We start from the raw sequence: 17,261 nt of genomic DNA on the forward strand, positions 1-17,261 counted from the left end.
ATAACTTTGTGAACCTTGTGGTAAAACGAAACAAAATGCAGTCTAAAGAAAATTTAACTTGTACCGAAGAAGTACGCGTAAGATTCAACGAAACAGATCCGTTGGGAATTGTATGGCATGGCCATTACATTGTTTATTTTGAGGATGGAAGAGAGGCGTTCGGAAGACAGCACGGTTTGACCTATCTTGATATTCAAAAAGCGGGTTACGTTACACCGATTGTAAAAAGTACCTGCGAACATTTTCTGCCTTTAAAATATGGTGAAACATTCAAAATTGTCACCACTTTTGTGAATTCAACTTCTGCGAAATTAATTTACCGATACGAGCTTTTTAACGAAGAAAATAAATTGGTGTGTTCAGGAGAAACGATTCAGGTTTTTCTGGATTCAGATAATAATTTATGTTTGTATAATCCTGAGTTTTTTCAGGCCTGGAAAGATAAAATGGGATTGTAATGAAGAAGGAAATTTGCATTACAGATTATAATTGTATCACACCTTTAGGCTTTGATGTTTCTTCAAACTGGAATGCACTTTTGGAAGGAAAATCAGGAGTAGCTTTACATAAAATCATAGAAAATCAGGAGTCTTTTTATGCATCGATGCTTGATTCTGAAGAATTGGAAAATGAATTTAACAGATTCTTCGAAAAAACTCAGAGTGACAATTTTACAAGGCTCGAAAAAATGTTTTTGTTAAGCCTGAAACCTTTAGTTGAAAAACATCAGATTTCAGACGAAACCGCTTTTATTTTATCAACCACAAAAGGGAATATCAGTTTATTAAAAAACCAGACCTCGTTGCCGAAAGGCGTTTTTCTATCAAATTTAGCTCAAAAAATCGCTGATTTTTTTGGATTTAAATCTAAACCCATTGTTGTTTCCAATGCCTGTGTGTCCGGCGTAATGGCGATTGCTATTGCTAAAAATATGATTCAGGCAGGAAAATATAAAGATGCTTTTGTTATTGCCGGAGACGAAATTTCAGAATTTGTGGTTTCCGGATTCAATTCTTTTCAGGCAATCGGAACGGAAATCTGCAAACCTTATGATAAAAACCGAAACGGAATTAATATTGGTGAAGCTGCTGCAGCCGTTTACATCACTTCAGAGCCGAAAAATAATGAAACATGCAGTTTTAAAATATCCGGAGATTCTGCTGTCAATGATGCGAACCATATTTCCGGACCTTCAAGAACGGGTGACGGTTTATTTGCAAGCATCAGGAATGCAATGGCAGAAGCCAATGTTACCGCAGAAAAAATCGACTTTATTTCCGCCCATGGAACGGCTACAATTTACAACGACGAAATGGAAGCGATCGCTTTCAACAGGATGGAATTACAAAATGTTCCTTTAAACAGTATGAAAGCTTATTACGGCCATTGCCTGGGCGCTTCGGGATTACTGGAAAGTATTATTTCTATGGAAAGCGCTTTGAATAAAACCTTAATTCCATCTAAAAATTTTGAAGAAACGGGAACTTCCCAACCTTTGAATATTATAAAAGAAAACCAACCTTCGGAAATCAAATATATTCTGAAAACGGCATCAGGTTTTGGCGGATGTAATGCAGCGATCGTTTTGGAGAAAGTGTAAAAAATAATTTTGTAATTTTGATAGACATAAAGTTTTAGAAAATGGACTCTACTTTAGAAATCAGAAAAAGAATTCATGAATTCATCGATATTGCGGATGAAAGAATTTTACGCATTTTCAAAGGAATTATTGATGCTGAAGAAGATTCAGAATTGGAACATTCAGAATACCCACAAGTGCCTGATTATATTTATGATCGAATTGAAGAAGAACGCAAAAAATATTTGAGTGGCGAACTTAAGACTTCTTCGTGGGAAGAAGTGAAAGAAAGATTGATGAAAAAAATTATGATTTACCACTTTTCTTTATCTCCAAATGCTGAAACTGATTTGCTAGAAGCTGCATTGTGGTACGAAAGTCAGCAACCCGGACTTGGAGAAAAATTTGCCCAAAGAGTTGAGTCTTATTTTTTCAGAATTCAAAATAATCCATTACATTTTCCTTTGAAAAAAGGAAATTTACGTGAGGCATATATTCAAAAGTTTCCTTACGTCATTATTTATCAAATTATAGGAAATAATATTATTGTTTTTGCTGTTTTCAACACACATCAAAATCCAGAGAAAAAGCCTTAAACTTTATTCATGAAGAAAACAGACATTTGTACGATAGAAAATTCAAAAATTACGCTCAACAACGAAATTATTTTTGAAACTCCAACTGAAAATTTTTCAGATTTTGCGAAAGAAGCTTATAAAAGTTTAGCATTAAATTATCCGAAATTCCACAAAATGGATAACTTAAGTAAGCTGGCTTTTCTTGCTTCTGAAATGATTTTAAAAAATGAAGATCACAGCAGAACAGCTTTGGTTTTTGCCAACAAATCATCAAGTTTAGATACTGATTTTAAATATCAGGAAAGTATCAATTCCCAAGAAAATTATTTTCCGAGTCCTGCTGTTTTTGTGTACACGCTACCTAATATCTGTGTAGGGGAAATCAGCATCAGGCATAAAATGCAGACCGAGAATGCTTTTTTTTGTACTGGATGAGTTTGACGAAGAATTTTTAAAAAATTACTCGGAACAGATTTTGCGGTCAGGAAAGGCCGATAAAATATTATGCGGCTGGGTAGAACTCTATCAGGAAAGTTATAAAGCTTTTGTATATTTGCTGACTGCGTAATTTAACAATATAACAGTATAACAATGTAACAATGATATTCAGTATTAATTAATTGGTACATTGATACATTGGTAAATTTTAAAAATATGGAAAACTTAAGGGAAGAATTAAAACACAAAATCATCGAAGTTCTTAATTTAGAAGACGTTGCAGTAGAAGAAATCAAAGATACGGATCCGTTATTCGGAGGAGGTCTTGGGTTGGATTCTATCGACGCTTTGGAATTGATCGTTCTTCTGGATAAAGAATACGGCATTAAATTATCTGATCCTAAAAAAGGAAAGGAAATTTTCACATCTATTGATACTATGGCGAAATTTATCGAAGAAAACAGAACAAAATAAATTAATATACCAGTGTATCAATGTAACAGTCTAGCAATTGGTAAACTGTTACATTGATACATTGTTACATTTTTAAACATGGGTCAAAAAATTGCCATAACAGGAATGGGCATTATTTCTTCTATAGGAAATAACGTGGAGGAAAATCTGCATTCATTAAAATCCGGGAAGCATGGAATATCAGACATTCAGCTGTTTGAAACGCGCCATTCCGGAAATATCAAAACCGGCGAAATAAAACTGACTAATGAAGAAATTGTAGCAAAGCTTCATCTCAATGATGAAAAAAATGCTACAAGAACAGCTTTATTAGGAATGGTTGCCGCAAAAGAAGCAGTAGAAAGCGCAGGAATAAAGGATATTAATGAATATAAAACAGGTCTTATTTCATCGACCAGCGTTGGCGGAATGGATATTACCGAAAAATATTTCTACACCTACGAAGACTTTCCTGAAAAGCAAAAATATATCGACTCACATGATGCGGGAAATTCATCCTTACTGATTGCCGATTATTTGGGCTTAAAAGGTTTGGTTTCTACCATCAGTACAGCTTGTTCATCGGCAGCCAACGCTATTATGATGGGCGCAAAACTGATTAAAAACGGCGTATTAGATCGTGTAATTGTTGGCGGGACTGATGCGCTCTCTAAATTTACCCTGAATGGGTTCAACACATTAATGATTCTTACGGATTCTTATAACACGCCTTTTGATAATGACAGAAAAGGACTGAATCTGGGCGAAGCTGCCGCATTCATTGTTCTGGAATCCGATGAAATCGTGAAAAAAGAAAACAAAAAAATCTTAGGTTACCTTTCCGGTTACGGAAATGCCAACGACGCCCATCACCAGACTGCTTCTTCGGAAAACGGACAAGGTGCTTATTTAGCTATGGAAAAAGCATTAAAAGTTTCCGGTTTAAGTAAAGAAAGCATCGACTATATCAATGTCCACGGGACAGCAACTCCTAATAATGATTTATCTGAAGGAATTGCGATGATCCGTATTTTTGGCGAAAATAAAGTTCCTGAATTCAGCTCTACAAAAGCATTTACAGGGCATACTTTGGCGGCGGCGGCGGGAATTGAAGCGGTTTATTCTTTATTGGCGATTCAAAACAATATCATTTTTCCGAATCTGAATTTTAAAACAAAAATGGAAGAATTTGATTTAACACCTGTCACTCAGCTTAAAGAAAAGAATATCAATCACGTTCTTTCCAACTCATTTGGTTTTGGAGGAAATTGTTCAACTTTAATTTTCTCCAAATCATGAGCGCGGTTTACATCAACAGTGCAGCCTGCATTTCAGTTCAGGACACTTTAAATGAAATTTTTTTTTCAAAATTTAAAACCAGAAACTTCATCGCAGGTTTTAAAAGCTGTTGAGCCACTTTACAAAGAATTCATTCCTCCGGCAATGATCCGAAGAATGTCTAAGACAGTAAAAATGAGTTCCGTAGTCTCTCAATTTGCTTTAAAAGAAGCCGGCATCAAAAATCCTGATGCGATCATCGTGGGAACAGGAATAGGCTGTTCGCAGGATTCTGAAAAGTTCTTAAAAAATGTACTCGATAATAATGAAGAATTTCTGACTCCGACTTATTTTATTCAATCGACACACAATACGGTTGCCGGACAAATTGCTTTAGGCCTTCAATGTCATGCTTACAATTTCACTTATGTAAATACTTCTTCGTCACTGGAATTTTCATTTTTAGATGCAAAATTACAGATTAATGACGGTGAAGCAGAAAACATTTTGGTGGGTTCAACAGATGAACAAACCGACAGAACGATGGAATTGTATAAATTAAACAAAACCATCAAAAAAGAAGAAAATCTTCCCGTTAATTACCTGAACTCAACAACAGAAGGTGTAATCTGGGGAGAAGGAGCAAGTTTTTTTGTACTGGGAAAGGATAAAACAGAAAATTCTTATGCTCAACTGAAAGATATTCAGATCAGCAACAGATTAGATTTAGATGAAACGCAACAGTTTATTGAAGATTTTTTGGCTAAAAACAATTTATCAACTCAAGATATTGATGCGGTCATTTTAGGTTTCAGCGGAGATACGAAGGCAGATGTTTATTATATAAAAGCAATGGATTTATTTGAAAACTCAGCTTTATTGTATTACAAGCATTTGAGTGGGGAATTCAATACGGCAAGTGGATTTTCTACATTTATGGCCTGTCATATTCTTAAAAAACAGGAGATTCCTGAAGTAATGGTGATTAATGATCTGACTAAAAATGAAGTGAAAAATATTCTGCTTTATAATCATCTTGGGGGAAATGATCATAGCTTGGTTCTGTTAGGAAAAGCTTAGTTCAACGCAAAGTTTGTCATTCTGACGAAGGAAGAATCTCTTTTTTATTATCAGATTCTTCATTTCGCTTTGCTCCATTCAGAATGACAGAAATGGAAATTATGATGAGAAAATTAATCAAAAACAATAAAGATGAAGCATTATCAATTTATTCTATTTTATCTTTTCTGCAACGTTTTTATTTATGTATTTCAGGGAAGTTTCTGGGTGTACATTTTTTGTTTTCTGATGTTTTCTGCGGTTGTTGTCTGGGGAGCTTTTGATATTGGATTAGGATATTTTGTCAACAGCATCATTCATAAAAGAACCAACATCAAGGAAGTGGCATTAACTTTCGATGACGGACCAACCGAGTTTACGCCGAAGTTTTTAGATCTGTTAAAAGAAAACAATATAAAAGCAACTTTTTTTTGCATCGGAAAACAAATTGAAAAATACCCTGAAACTTTTCAAAGAATTGTTGAGGAAGGACATACTATTGGAAATCATACCTATTCACATTCAGAAAAGACAGGATTTTTATCGACTTCAAAAATGGTTGAAGAAATTGAAAAATGTGATGAAGTCATAGTGAAAACAGGAAACTTAAAAACCAATTTGTACCGTCCTCCATTCGGTGTTACCAATCCGAATATTGCAAAAGCCATCAAAAAAACTCACAAAAAAAGCATCGGCTGGAATGTTCGTTCTCTGGATACCATTACAGAAGATGAGAAAAAAATTTATAAAAAAGTTACAAAAGGATTAAAAAAAGGAAGCATTATTCTTCTCCATGACACTTCAGAAAAAACGTTCAATGTTTTGGTAGATTTATTAGTATTTTTGGAGGATAAAAAATATTCAACTTTTACGGTTGATTCAATTATTAAGAATTAAAAAAATGATTAAAAATATTGCTTTCGGAGCATTCTTATTAATTTCCGGTTTCTTTTTTTGCGCAAAATACAGCAATGTCAGGAACTGAAGCAAAAGCATTCGTTACCAAAATTTCATCAGAAACCAAAGAAATAAAAACCCTGCAGAGTGATTTCACTCAAACCAAAAAAAATGGATTTTCTGGATAAAAATATCATAACGCACGGAAAAATGTCTCTGAAAACGCCGAATATGTTGAGCTGGAAATATACAAAGCCCTATCAATACAGCATTCTTTTCAAGGAGAATAAAATTTTCATCAATGATCAGGGAAAGAAATCTTCCGTGGATGCAAAAAGTAAGACTTTTGAGAAAATCAATAAGCTGATTGTCGGAAGCTCAAACGGACAGATGTTTAGTGATCCTGAGTTCTCGGTTTCTTATTTTAAAAATGGAAGTTTCAACATTGCAAAATTTACTCCTAAGTCTGCCCAACTGCTGAAATATATTAAGCAGATTGAGTTGTATTTTCCTAAAAATCAATCAACAGTTTCTCAGGTAAATATGACGGAAGCTTCGGGAGACACCACCAATATTGTTTTCAAAAACACCAAGATCAATGCGCCGATTGCTGCTTCAGAATTTAGCTTATAGCCTGATTTTCACACTATTTATTTCATGTAAATCTTACAGGCTGGAAGGTGTAAATCCTATTGCCAATTCTCAAAAAACTGTTGAAAATCTTTATTTTTCTTCCAATGAAGATTATGTTTATAAATGTCAGATGGATATTTATAAAAATCACGTCAGCGGAATTCTGATATTAAAAAAAATTAATGAAACAGCGCACCGTGTTGTTTTAACATCAGATTTTGGAAATAAATTAATTGATTTTACCATTTCAGAGAATGATTTTAAGCTCAATTATGTACTTCCTGATCTGGACAAAAAAATTGTCATTAACTTTTTAAAGAATGATTTTCATGAACTTTTAAGACAAAAGTATCCTGTAACCGAAAGTTTTGAAAATGAAAATTCTAAGATTTATCTTTCAAAAATCGATAAAAAAGGATATTACCTGTTCATTAACAAACAAAATGGGTTGCTGAAACAAATCATTTACACGAAAAATAACAAGGAAAAAATCGATTTTACTTTTGATGCAAAAAAACATATCTTCGCGGATAGTTTAAATCTTCAGCACAAAGACTTTAACATCAATATAAAACTATTTCAAATAACTGAGAACGAATAAATTCACATGAAAAAAATTATTCCTTTATTTACATTAATCATTTCAGGATTTGCTTTTGCGCAAGTAACTTTTAATCCGGGAATACGTGCGGGCGCCAATTTTTCACATTTTACAAATAAGGCTCAATGGTATTCTTATCTGGATTTTGACTATTCAAATAGTGCAGAAGCAAAAATGGACTTCAAAACCAAAACAGATTTTTATATTGGCTTATTCGGAAACATCCGCTTTGCTAAATTCTATGCGCTGCAACCTGAAATTAATTATTCTCGTCAGGGGGGCAAAACTTGACACCAATATCAATAACTGGGACGGACAGACCCTTACCGCCTCTTATATCGGATTTCAGCTGGTAAATAAGTTTTACTTTAATAAATTCAATGTTCACATAGGTCCAACCATGGATTTCCTGGTAGAGCAGAAAAACTTTGAAGCGGCCAATGAAGTTGATCTTGGCATTACAGCAGGTATAGGCGTTGATATTACCAATAATTTCGGTATTGAAGCTAGAGTAAAAAAAGGTTTTATTCCGGTTTATACGTTCTACAACGACCATTCAAACGTCACTTTCCAAGCCGGAGTTTACTATACATTTAATATGAAAAAATAATTTTATGCAGACGATTCTTACAGATTTTTATACTTTACAATCTTACGAACAGGCAGAAAACGGAAGCTTTACGGCGCATATTTCGCTGAATAAAGATCATGACATTTTTAAGGGACATTTTCCCGGAAACCCGGTAACTCCGGGAGTTTGCATGATGCAAATTGTGAAGGAACTTTCTGAAGAGTTTATTGGTTCGAAATTATTTTTAAAATCGGCTTCCAATGTAAAATTCATGGCGATTATCAATCCTTTTGAAACGCCGGATCTCAAACTTCAGTTGGATATTACCCAGACTGAAGAAGAAGTAAAGGTGAAAAATACGACTTCTTTTGGCGAGACTATTGCATTAAAAATGTCAGTTAACTATCAAAAATTGACATAATGAAACTTATCTTTTCATTCATAACAGCTTTTATTCTTTTTTTTCAGTCGGGTCTTGAATCGTTACGAGAAAGCTATGCAAAGGCTAATGCTTCTAAAGCTAATACGGAATCTTTCGTCAGTCTTGCAGAAAAAACGTCTGGTTCGGATGCTGCTATTATCGGATATAAAGCAGCAGCAAAAATCATGGAGGCAAAATTTGCCAAATCAAACAGAAAATCTTTAGTAAAATCCGGAGCAATCGATTTGGAAGCTGTGATTAAAAACAATCCCAATAATGCGGAATTGAGAGTAATCCGAATGAGCGTACAGGAAAATATTCCGAAAATTGTAGGTTACAGAGGAAGTCTTAAGGAAGATAAAACTTTTCTACTGAATAATTACAGCAAACAAAACGCAGCACTGAAAAATTATATTAAAAAATTCATGGTACAATCCAAAACCATGAGCGAAGCTGAAAAAGCAACATTAAAATAAAACAATGACCCTGCCTGAAGTACAAAGCACAATTTCTGAAAAGAAAATCTGTGTTTTAATACCTACTTACAATAATGCAAAAACTCTGAAAAGAGTAATTGACGGTGTTCTTGAATACACAGAAAATATAATTGTTGTAAATGACGGGTCAACTGATTCCACACAGGAAATTTTAAATCAGTATCTTCAGATCACCGTCATTAATTTACTGGAAAACAAAGGAAAAGGAAATGGATTAAAAATTGGTTTTAGAAAGGCTAAAAAACTGGATTACAACTATGCGATCACCATCGATTCCGACGGGCAGCACTATCCCGATGATATCCCTGTCTTTGTAGAAGCATTGCAGAACGAAAAAGAAGATGTTTTACTAATAGGGAACCGCAATATGTCTCAGGACGGAATTCCTAAGAAAAGCAGTTTTGGAAACCGATTTTCTAATTTCTGGTTCTGGTTTGAAACCGGAATTAAACTAGAAGATACGCAATCAGGATACCGATTGTATCCTTTGCATAAAATTCCTAAAAAATATTTTACTCCTAAATTTGAATTTGAAATCGAAATCATTGTAAGAACAGCCTGGAGACATATTCCTGTGAAGAATGTTCCGGTAAAAGTTCTGTATGATCCTGAGGAAAGAGTTTCGCATTTCAGGCCTTTCAAAGATTTTACACGAATAAGTATTCTCAATACGATTTTGGTAAGCATTACTTTAGTGTACATTATTCCACGAAATTTCGTGAATAATTTCAAAAAAAAAAGCTTTAAGAAATTCATCAAAGAGGACGTTCTGGAAAGTGACGGAACCAATCGTACGAAAGCTTTTTCCGTTGCACTGGGCGTATTTATAGGTTTTTCACCTTTTTGGGGATTCCATACATTATTAACGATCTCATTAGCTGTGCTTTTTAAGCTGAATAAAGTTCTGGCTTTTGTAGCTTCCAATGTCAGTTTACCTCCTTTTATTCCTTTCATTATTGTGGCCTCATTGTTTTTAGGATCGCCTTTTGTACATGGTGAGAGCAATTTTTTAAGTCAGGAAATAAACTTTGAACTGGTAAAGAACAACCTTCTGCAATATCTGATCGGCAGTGCCATATTATCCGTAACGATGTCAGTAATTTCAGGAATCGCTACTTTTCTTTTTCTTAATAAGGTGAGTCCGGAAAATAATTAATAAGTTTGTTTAAACTTTTTTATTTAACCACAAAAGTTACAAAAGATTAAATTTCTATCATAAGCAATTCTTATAAAAGAAAAAAGCTAACAATAGTTTTAAAAATCTTTGATTTTTGTTCTTTTGAAAGCTTTGATTAGCTCATAAAACTTTTTAAACTTTTCTTTTGTAACTTTTGCGGTTAATTCAATATTAGTTTAAACAGGTTTAATATTAAAAAACTGCAAAGCCCTTCGGCATCGCAGTTGTATTTGGGTTAATCTTAATTCGTTTTACTTCACCATTAATTTCTGAGACAGGGTTTTTCCATTTTTATCAATTAAGACCAGCATATAGTTTCCTGAACTCAATTCTTTTACCGAAACTGAATCCCGTTCAATTTTAGTCTGCAGAATGATTCTTCCGGAAAGATCATATATTTTGGCTTCAACTGGAATAAAATCTTTCTGAGTTTTAAAATAAACCCTATCATGAGCAGGATTAGGATACACAGTAAGCATTTGTTGCGTTTCCTGTATTTCTTTTGTATTCAGGTATGAACCTTCAATTACGTTTAATGTTGTATTTGGTGTTACATTATTAATAACATCTACCACACCGGAAGGCCATCTCACAATAACTTTTGTAATAGCTGTCGCCTGCCCGATTCCGAAATGAGCATTCAACGTACTCATGTTTCCAAAACCGGTACCACTTTGTATATCTCTGATTTGTTTACCCCAGGATCCGTATATCTCCACTCTGGCTCCGATTCCGTTTCGGTTGCTTTGCGTTCCTTTGAGTGTCACTTTCAGCCATTTATTGGTATTTCCGGCATTCATCATAATAAGATTTCCATTTTGGATATCCAGAAATCCGTCATTATTTAAATCTCCGATAGGTCGATCATAATAGCCGAGATTGTAAGGTGTTGCATTAGGAATAAATGTAAAATCACCATTCCCAAACATAATTGTATCTCCAGCTCCCAGCACATCTAAAAATCCGTCATTATCAAAGTCATGGGCCACATATTCCCTGCTTAATGCATTTGTCGTGTCGTAGCCGGAACCTACCGATTTATCTGTAAATGTTCCGTCACCATTATTTTTCATTACTTTACTCAATCCATTGCTGGTAGAATTGATTCCTACCACGGCATCCATCCATCCGTCATTATTAAAATCCCCCCATGCTGAAGACCATGTCTGAGTCGGATTTGCCATATTAGCCGCAGCGGCAACATTGGTAAATGTCGCATTACCATTATTCCTGTGAAGCTCATCGATATTTCCGCCGGGGCCAGAACCTCCTCCGCTGCATTTTGCGATGAAAAGATCCATATCACCATCGTTATCATAATCAATCCAGATAGATCCGTAATTTCCACCGGATGGGAAATCTCCAAGCCCGCCCTGATTATGATTCAGATCTGTACCGTCATTTATATAAAATCTGTTGGGTGCATTATCATCACAAACAAAAGCATCCAGCTTTCCGTCATTATTGATATCTATAAAATTTGTCCTTTGTACCAGGAAGGACTGTGATTTTCTGTCCGACGTATATGCGGTTCCATTGGAATTTGCCTTTAAAAAAGCGACTCCGCTTCCAGAACCATAAATAAGATCATTAAAACCGTTATTATCGTAATCTCCTGCCGCAATACTCCAGGATGGAGTTATTATCGTAGAAGGAACCGTATATGTCACATTATTGAATCCACCTCCGGGCTGTTGATAAGAAATAACAATCTGGGTAGCACTTACAACAGAGACAATATCATCAAGATAATCTCCGTTCATATCTACAACACAATTATTAAAAGTTCCGGCTGCCGATACCGGCTGCGCTACAAAAGACAAACGATCCGGAACCACCACCACTTCTGAAAGTGTAATATTAAAACCTGCTGAAGAGAATTTATTATCAAATACAATGTAATATGTAGTTCCTGCAACAGCATTAAACGTAACTGCAGAAAAAGCTCCTACACTATCGTCGTTGGCTGCAATACAATTCAGGGTACTACAATTTCCCATAAATACAATCAGCCGCGTATCTGCATTTTGTCCCGCGGAAGAAGTGGCAACTTTAATGGTCTTGTTTTCCGTAGCGGTAAATTTGTACCATAAACCTTTTGATCCGGGCGTACCTAAAGAGCAGGCCGTTGCGGGTGCATCTCCTGTAACAGTAGGAGCAGTAACTGTTCCCAAACTGAGAGGAACTGCTGTGGCACATGTTAGTTGTGCAATTGCCCATGTGCTATTCAATACTAAAACAAAAAGGGGGGAATATTTTTTTCATGAGTTATAAAGTTTTCGTATTAATTAATTATTATGGACAGGTTTGATTTAATGAAGAAATCCACTGTCTTAAAAGCTCAACACCTTCATCATGAACAATCGTTCGTCCCAGTAAAGGCATTCTGTTATTCTCATTCGTAGAACTCAGCCTGAAATGCATCACAGACTTGGCAGGATTGCCGGGAGTGATAATTCTTTCCAAGGAAGGATTGATAGGTTCGTCTGCCGAGACACAAACACCTAATTTTGTTAAGTTTGATGTCTGACTGAAACTTAAACGTATTGCTCTGTAATCACATCGTGCATTTTCCTGATGACAATGCGCACAGTTGATATCGAGGTAAGATCGCAAGCGAATATCCAGAGGTTTACTGGTATCCTTATAATTTACTGTGGAAACAATATTGGAAGGATAACTTTGAAGATAGCCTTCATCAACAAGCTTCTGTAGCTGATTCTTAATTCCATTCGGGTAATTGTAAGAAATATTTAGATTTTGAGGCTTTACACCAATCGGAATAGGCTTATTATCCAATTTATGACAGGCCAGACACTCAGTTTCCGAGGGAATCCTGTAATCGGTGGTGATGATGTCACCATTTTCTTTTTTAAAAGTAATATTCTTGGAACTGCCACTTGCAAAATTAGCTCCGGTAACTAATTCCGCTTCTGTCTGCGCATCATTCCAAAGATATTCTGCAAAAACCCAACCAGTTGATTTTTTGATCATTAAGCGAGTCTCAAGGATCTTTGTGGTGTTGCTCGGCTGTACGGTATTGTAATAAAAGTTCTTAATAAGAACCGTCCCTAAAGGAAAATTGAGAATCTTGTCGTCTGTATCATAAACAGCTTTCACACCTCCCGGCATCCATATAAATCTTTTTTTCAGTGCGTAATCGGTAAAAAGTGAGCTGGCAGGTTCATAAGAAATAACTTTTGTATTAGGCTGTAAGTTTTTAAGATCTCCCGTAAAAAACATATAGGTCGATAATTTTGCATACGGAACTGCGTCAATATTAAAATTAACAAAAGAGCTTTCGGTTTCTACACTTTCTATTTTTTTCGTCATTTTTACAGGAAAATAAGGCTAAAAAGCAAAGTAAAGACAACAAGTAGATTTTTTTCATTCATTAACAATTTAGAGAAAACGAATATAAATAATAAATCTACATCAAAACAAATTTTTCCCAACAAAAACTTCATTTCTTTCAAAATAAACAAAAATAAATTCATTTTAAATAAATATTGCTTAATAAAGCCAATGAATTATAATAAAATAAAAATAAATAAACCAACACAAATAATAAAAACAATATTACAAATACAGCAAAAATTTAAAAATACTAAAAGTAAATTACTTCATTTTTTATTTGTCTTATGTAAATATTTTTCAACATTTTTTTTGTCGGGAATTGTTGTGATTTCTTTCGTTAAAGCCTTTTCAAATTCAATTTTTGCTTTTGAATATTCTTTTGCATTGTAGTAATATTTTCCTGCCTGATAATAAACCAGCCAAAAATCAGGATTAAGAGATTGATAATAGGAAAGAGAATCGCTCGTGATGACAATTTCTCCATCAATCGCTTTATTTACTTCTGAGCTCATCCTTTTGTAGTGTTCATAATTTTTATATTCTTCAGAATCTAAAAAAGGATCTTTTGGAATATTTAATTCAGATTTTGAAAATTTCCCATTTTTCAGTCTTTGATCAGAAAAAATTTCATTCAAATCATAGCAGACAAATTCACCCAGCTGATAAGGATTGGCAGAAACCCATACCAGCTTTTTCTGAGGAGAAAAAATCACTGCATGATGTGCCAGTAGCTGATTGATCGCTTTTTCGTTGCCGTATCCAATTTTTTCGCCTTTCAGTCCTGATATATCTCTTAAAATAGAAGCCATTTTTTCAGGATTCAACTTTTTATTTTCCTGTAAAAGTTCCTGAAGTTTTTCATATCGGTATTCAGAATGACTTTCAAGAATATGCTTCTGATTTCTTTTATCATCTTTATAAGCATCCGACTGAAAATGATTGGTACAGAACACCTTGCTTGTATTTTCAACATTATACACTCCAAAATTATCTGGTGAAACCTCGATGATTACAGCTTTTTTATCATTTGCACTTCCGACAAGTATCGATTCTGAAACAAAAACTTTTCTTTTTCTTGCAATAGCAATAGCTTCGTCGATATTTTTCGCATATTGAAGGATTTCCCTAGTTACCAGAGAAATGGGTGTTTTAGCAGTTAAAGGAATTTTAGATTTCCCTGCATTAATCGTTACTGTAACCCCTTCTTTATTCATTCCGGAAACCACGCCGATCATTCCGGGCCAACTAACGGAGAGATAAGGAATTCCGTCTTCCGGTTCTACAAATTCGATCAGTTTATTTTTAGCAAAATCGTCTCCTACATAAAAGTCAAAATTCCTGCCGATCAACAGATCTCCATCTTCCGTATTTTCGTTCCAGACCGCGAGAGAAGTACAGCCGACCATCATTAAATCCTGCATTGCATGGCCGATATCATGTGCACCATGCAAATACATGCTTCTTAAAAATTTCGGAGCAATAAAATTATATTTATCAGATGAATACTGTGATAATCCGTACAATTCGGCCTGATAATCTTCACGGATATTCAGATACATTTTCCGGTTATACCATTTCAGGAAGCCTCTTAGCAAATTCTGTTTGAATTTAGAGGGTACAAATCCTTCAACTTTTGAAAAGAAAATTTCTTCCTGCTTCTGCATCAGACTTTGAGTCAAAGCACCATTGTTATAGCCCAGCTGTAAAGAATTTCCTTTAATATACAATTCCCAAAGCTGCTGCTTATTTTTCGTTAAATAATTTTGATTAAAGCTAAAAGTTGAGTCATTGATTCTATTAACTTTTGGAATTTCAAGAGCATATTGCTTTACATCAGGAACGTGATTTATAGATTTTCTTACGCCGCAGGAGGTTAGGTTCAGGATCAGGTTGAGGCTGAGAAATAACAAAATGAAACATCTGACATTACTACTACCCTTATGAACTACGTTCGCAGAACTGCGTCCTGTATTCAGAATGACAGAATCCCTACAACCAGCTACGTTATTATTTTTCACGTTTATCTTTATTAATTAATTGTGTAAGCCTCTGATCAATACGTTCTTTCCCTAAAATTTCAGCGCAGGTATTGAACGCGCCGATCGTACATCCTAAAATACCATGCATATTCACGGATTGCCCTGTCAGGAAAAGATTATTGATTTTCGTCTTCGGAGAAACCATTGTTTTCAAAGGATTCTCTGAGTTTTTCATGTAGCCATACATATTCCCGCTGGCACTTCCGATATAATCGCGGTAAGACAAAGGCGAAGAAGTATAGATTCTTTTAATAGACTCTCTGAGATCCGGCATCTTCTTTTCCAGAGCGTCAATCATTTTTTCCGCCTTTTCCAGCTTGAATTTTTCATACAATTCTCCCCTTTCATATTCATCAGCAACCGTATTGAAGGTTTCTTTCCACTCTTCCACTTCTTCAAAATCCATATAAGAAATTATCGTCAGGCTTTCCGCAAAGTCAGGATCATTCTTCGATTGCGTGGAAGAAAGCATATACGTTTCAGGCCATAACTCTTTTTTATAACGATACGCATTCCACACCATTTCCTCATTTGAATAATGGTAAATATTATAATTAAAATTCGGAATAGCATGAGGTTTCAGCACAATATAAACACTAAAGCATGAGGAAACAGGCTCCCAACTCATAACTCTGTTCAGAAAAGATTTTTTTAACCTTTTTTCGCCAATCAGTTGAATGGTTGAACGGATTTCTATATTGGAAATAAATTGTTTCGCAGCGTATTCTTTTCCTGTTTTTGTTTTAACTCCTGTCAAAGAATTATTTTCATTAAATATAAACTCAGAAACTTCGGAATGTTTATGAACTTCCGCTCCGTATTCTTTTAACTTCCGAATCAGTAATTTTGAGATCTGGCTTCCGCCTTTTACACATTTGTAAGCACTTTGGATATAGGAGTTTACCGTTAAAGCATGAACGTAAAAAGGTATATTTTCAGAATCTCCCGCGTACAGAAAATTCGAGCCTAATAAAACAGACTGTAGTTTTCTGTTCTGGGTAATCGATTCAATAAATCTTTTAGTGTTAAGATGAAGAATCTCTTCATTGTAATGGTCTTTTCCAACCAGATTATATCTCGGAAACTGGCTGCAGACCCGCTGAAGTTCTTCACAGTAATTTTCCAGATTTTCTTTTTCCTCGGGGAAATATTCTGATAACTGACCGACAAAGTTTTCGTAGCCCTGCGCGTGAGGATATTCAGTTTTATCTTCTCCAAAAGTGATTTTATCGTAGCCGTTTTCATCCATTTTATGAATCTGCAGTTCATCTATAATGCCCAGATAAGAAAAGTACTGGTGTAGATTCTGCCCTTCCGAAAGACCACCAAGATAATGAACTCCGGTATCGAAAATAAGCTTATCACGTGAAAATGTCTGTAGATTCCCTCCGAATTGATTATTTTTCTCAAGTATGCATACCTTTAAGCCCTCTTTCGCCAGAACAAGTGCCGAAACAAGACCTCCCAATCCGCTGCCGATTATCAGTATGTCAAATTCTTTTTTCAAAGGAGAAATATTATTGAGAAATTTAGAAATAATTTTATTTAATGCAAAGTTCGCAAAGGCATTAACACTTAGCAAAGTAAAACTTAATCAATGAAAATCAAAGCAAAAAAAGAATTAATTCTTAAAAGAACCTTAGTATTTGAGTTTAAATATTAGTTTTTTCAAGAGTAAAAGTA

The 17,261-nt window shown here is 34.8% G+C and carries 18 protein-coding genes and 1 pseudogene; 15 read left to right on the forward strand and 4 right to left on the reverse strand.

All coding sequences use genetic code 11. The annotated features are described in order from the left end of the window. Nucleotides 1-35 precede the first annotated feature (35 nt). The 15 genes and pseudogenes from AAHI02_RS11640 to AAHI02_RS11710 all read left to right on the forward strand — a co-directional run bounded on the left by AAHI02_RS11640 (nucleotide 36) and on the right by AAHI02_RS11710 (nucleotide 10,161). Nucleotides 36-458 carry an acyl-CoA thioesterase gene (locus AAHI02_RS11640; RefSeq protein ID WP_042720359.1) on the forward strand — a complete coding sequence of 141 codons (423 nt, stop codon included), beginning with the start codon at nucleotides 36-38 and terminating at the stop codon, nucleotides 456-458. Then, the gene (locus AAHI02_RS11645) at nucleotides 458-1,600 is read left to right on the forward strand and encodes a beta-ketoacyl synthase N-terminal-like domain-containing protein (protein ID WP_346983390.1); all 1,143 of its coding nucleotides are present in this window, start codon (nucleotides 458-460) and stop codon (nucleotides 1,598-1,600) included. Before AAHI02_RS11640 ends, AAHI02_RS11645 begins: the two co-directional genes overlap by 1 nt. Before the next feature lie 41 nt (nucleotides 1,601-1,641). Then, nucleotides 1,642-2,175 (forward strand): type II toxin-antitoxin system RelE/ParE family toxin, encoded by a 534-nt coding sequence (locus AAHI02_RS11650; protein WP_346983391.1) that lies wholly within the window; start codon nucleotides 1,642-1,644, stop codon nucleotides 2,173-2,175. Between the two features lie 9 nt (nucleotides 2,176-2,184). Next, nucleotides 2,185-2,725 (forward strand): annotated as a pseudogene (locus AAHI02_RS11655) (3-oxoacyl-ACP synthase). Between the two features lie 86 nt (nucleotides 2,726-2,811). Then, nucleotides 2,812-3,069, forward strand: a complete 258-nt coding sequence (locus AAHI02_RS11660; RefSeq protein ID WP_089858199.1) for a phosphopantetheine-binding protein — start codon at nucleotides 2,812-2,814, stop codon at nucleotides 3,067-3,069. A gap of 78 nt (nucleotides 3,070-3,147) precedes the next feature. Further along, entirely contained in the window at nucleotides 3,148-4,347 is a 1,200-nt protein-coding gene (locus AAHI02_RS11665; RefSeq protein WP_346983392.1) for a beta-ketoacyl-[acyl-carrier-protein] synthase family protein, read from the forward strand. A 51-nt stretch (nucleotides 4,348-4,398) separates the two neighbouring features. Beyond that, nucleotides 4,399-5,406, forward strand: a complete 1,008-nt coding sequence (locus tag AAHI02_RS11670; protein ID WP_346983393.1) for a beta-ketoacyl synthase N-terminal-like domain-containing protein — start codon at nucleotides 4,399-4,401, stop codon at nucleotides 5,404-5,406. A 132-nt stretch (nucleotides 5,407-5,538) separates the two neighbouring features. Next, nucleotides 5,539-6,282, forward strand: coding sequence for a polysaccharide deacetylase family protein (locus tag AAHI02_RS11675; protein ID WP_346983394.1), 744 nt, complete (start codon nucleotides 5,539-5,541; stop codon nucleotides 6,280-6,282). 171 nt (nucleotides 6,283-6,453) lie between these two features. After that, entirely contained in the window at nucleotides 6,454-6,915 is a 462-nt protein-coding gene (locus tag AAHI02_RS11680) for an outer membrane lipoprotein carrier protein LolA (protein WP_346983395.1), read from the forward strand. After that, complete coding sequence (locus AAHI02_RS11685; protein WP_346983396.1) at nucleotides 6,881-7,516, forward strand: hypothetical protein; 636 nt, start codon at nucleotides 6,881-6,883, stop codon at nucleotides 7,514-7,516. Before AAHI02_RS11680 ends, AAHI02_RS11685 begins: the two co-directional genes overlap by 35 nt. Before the next feature lie 6 nt (nucleotides 7,517-7,522). Beyond that, nucleotides 7,523-7,807, forward strand: coding sequence for an outer membrane beta-barrel protein (locus AAHI02_RS11690; protein ID WP_346983397.1), 285 nt, complete (start codon nucleotides 7,523-7,525; stop codon nucleotides 7,805-7,807). After that, the gene (locus tag AAHI02_RS11695; RefSeq protein WP_346983398.1) at nucleotides 7,758-8,126 is read left to right on the forward strand and encodes a hypothetical protein; all 369 of its coding nucleotides are present in this window, start codon (nucleotides 7,758-7,760) and stop codon (nucleotides 8,124-8,126) included. Before AAHI02_RS11690 ends, AAHI02_RS11695 begins: the two co-directional genes overlap by 50 nt. Before the next feature lie 4 nt (nucleotides 8,127-8,130). Next, nucleotides 8,131-8,508, forward strand: a complete 378-nt coding sequence (locus tag AAHI02_RS11700; protein WP_346983399.1) for a 3-hydroxyacyl-ACP dehydratase — start codon at nucleotides 8,131-8,133, stop codon at nucleotides 8,506-8,508. Next, entirely contained in the window at nucleotides 8,508-8,984 is a 477-nt protein-coding gene (locus AAHI02_RS11705) for a hypothetical protein (protein ID WP_346983400.1), read from the forward strand. The genes AAHI02_RS11700 and AAHI02_RS11705 overlap by 1 nt, the downstream gene beginning before the upstream one ends. Before the next feature lie 4 nt (nucleotides 8,985-8,988). After that, nucleotides 8,989-10,161 (forward strand): DUF2062 domain-containing protein, encoded by a 1,173-nt coding sequence (locus AAHI02_RS11710; RefSeq protein ID WP_346983401.1) that lies wholly within the window; start codon nucleotides 8,989-8,991, stop codon nucleotides 10,159-10,161. Nucleotides 10,162-10,433: 272 nt separating this feature from the next. Here the strand turns inward: AAHI02_RS11710 and AAHI02_RS11715 are convergent, their stop codons facing one another. The 4 genes from AAHI02_RS11715 to AAHI02_RS11730 all read right to left on the reverse strand — a co-directional run bounded on the left by AAHI02_RS11715 (nucleotide 10,434) and on the right by AAHI02_RS11730 (nucleotide 17,085). After that, a complete protein-coding gene (locus AAHI02_RS11715) occupies nucleotides 10,434-12,413 on the reverse strand; it encodes an FG-GAP-like repeat-containing protein (protein ID WP_346983402.1) in 1,980 nt (659 codons plus the stop codon). 64 nt (nucleotides 12,414-12,477) lie between these two features. After that, on the reverse strand, nucleotides 12,478-13,515 hold the full coding sequence (locus AAHI02_RS11720) for a hypothetical protein (protein ID WP_346983403.1): 1,038 nt from the start codon (nucleotides 13,513-13,515) through the stop codon (nucleotides 12,478-12,480). Nucleotides 13,516-13,805: 290 nt separating this feature from the next. Beyond that, entirely contained in the window at nucleotides 13,806-15,452 is a 1,647-nt protein-coding gene (locus tag AAHI02_RS11725; RefSeq protein WP_346986612.1) for a C45 family peptidase, read from the reverse strand. A 94-nt stretch (nucleotides 15,453-15,546) separates the two neighbouring features. Next, nucleotides 15,547-17,085, reverse strand: a complete 1,539-nt coding sequence (locus AAHI02_RS11730; protein WP_346983404.1) for an NAD(P)/FAD-dependent oxidoreductase — start codon at nucleotides 17,083-17,085, stop codon at nucleotides 15,547-15,549. Nucleotides 17,086-17,261 lie beyond the last annotated feature (176 nt).

The organism is Chryseobacterium sp. POE27 (assembly GCF_039727685.1).
In the GTDB taxonomy this organism is placed as follows: Bacteria; Bacteroidota; Bacteroidia; order Flavobacteriales; family Weeksellaceae; genus Chryseobacterium.

Coding starts and splice junctions, on each gene's coding strand:
- AAHI02_RS11640 (WP_042720359.1), top strand. CDS start 36: ATGCAGTCTAAAGAAAATTTAACTTGTACCGAAGAAGTACGCGTAAGA.
- AAHI02_RS11645 (WP_346983390.1), top strand. CDS start 458: ATGAAGAAGGAAATTTGCATTACAGATTATAATTGTATCACACCTTTA.
- AAHI02_RS11650 (WP_346983391.1), top strand. CDS start 1,642: ATGGACTCTACTTTAGAAATCAGAAAAAGAATTCATGAATTCATCGAT.
- AAHI02_RS11660 (WP_089858199.1), top strand. CDS start 2,812: ATGGAAAACTTAAGGGAAGAATTAAAACACAAAATCATCGAAGTTCTT.
- AAHI02_RS11665 (WP_346983392.1), top strand. CDS start 3,148: ATGGGTCAAAAAATTGCCATAACAGGAATGGGCATTATTTCTTCTATA.
- AAHI02_RS11670 (WP_346983393.1), top strand. CDS start 4,399: ATGAAATTTTTTTTTCAAAATTTAAAACCAGAAACTTCATCGCAGGTT.
- AAHI02_RS11675 (WP_346983394.1), top strand. CDS start 5,539: ATGAAGCATTATCAATTTATTCTATTTTATCTTTTCTGCAACGTTTTT.
- AAHI02_RS11680 (WP_346983395.1), top strand. CDS start 6,454: ATGGATTTTCTGGATAAAAATATCATAACGCACGGAAAAATGTCTCTG.
- AAHI02_RS11685 (WP_346983396.1), top strand. CDS start 6,881: ATGCGCCGATTGCTGCTTCAGAATTTAGCTTATAGCCTGATTTTCACA.
- AAHI02_RS11690 (WP_346983397.1), top strand. CDS start 7,523: ATGAAAAAAATTATTCCTTTATTTACATTAATCATTTCAGGATTTGCT.
- AAHI02_RS11695 (WP_346983398.1), top strand. CDS start 7,758: ATGCGCTGCAACCTGAAATTAATTATTCTCGTCAGGGGGGCAAAACTT.
- AAHI02_RS11700 (WP_346983399.1), top strand. CDS start 8,131: ATGCAGACGATTCTTACAGATTTTTATACTTTACAATCTTACGAACAG.
- AAHI02_RS11705 (WP_346983400.1), top strand. CDS start 8,508: ATGAAACTTATCTTTTCATTCATAACAGCTTTTATTCTTTTTTTTCAG.
- AAHI02_RS11710 (WP_346983401.1), top strand. CDS start 8,989: ATGACCCTGCCTGAAGTACAAAGCACAATTTCTGAAAAGAAAATCTGT.
- AAHI02_RS11720 (WP_346983403.1), bottom strand. CDS start 13,515: ATGACGAAAAAAATAGAAAGTGTAGAAACCGAAAGCTCTTTTGTTAAT.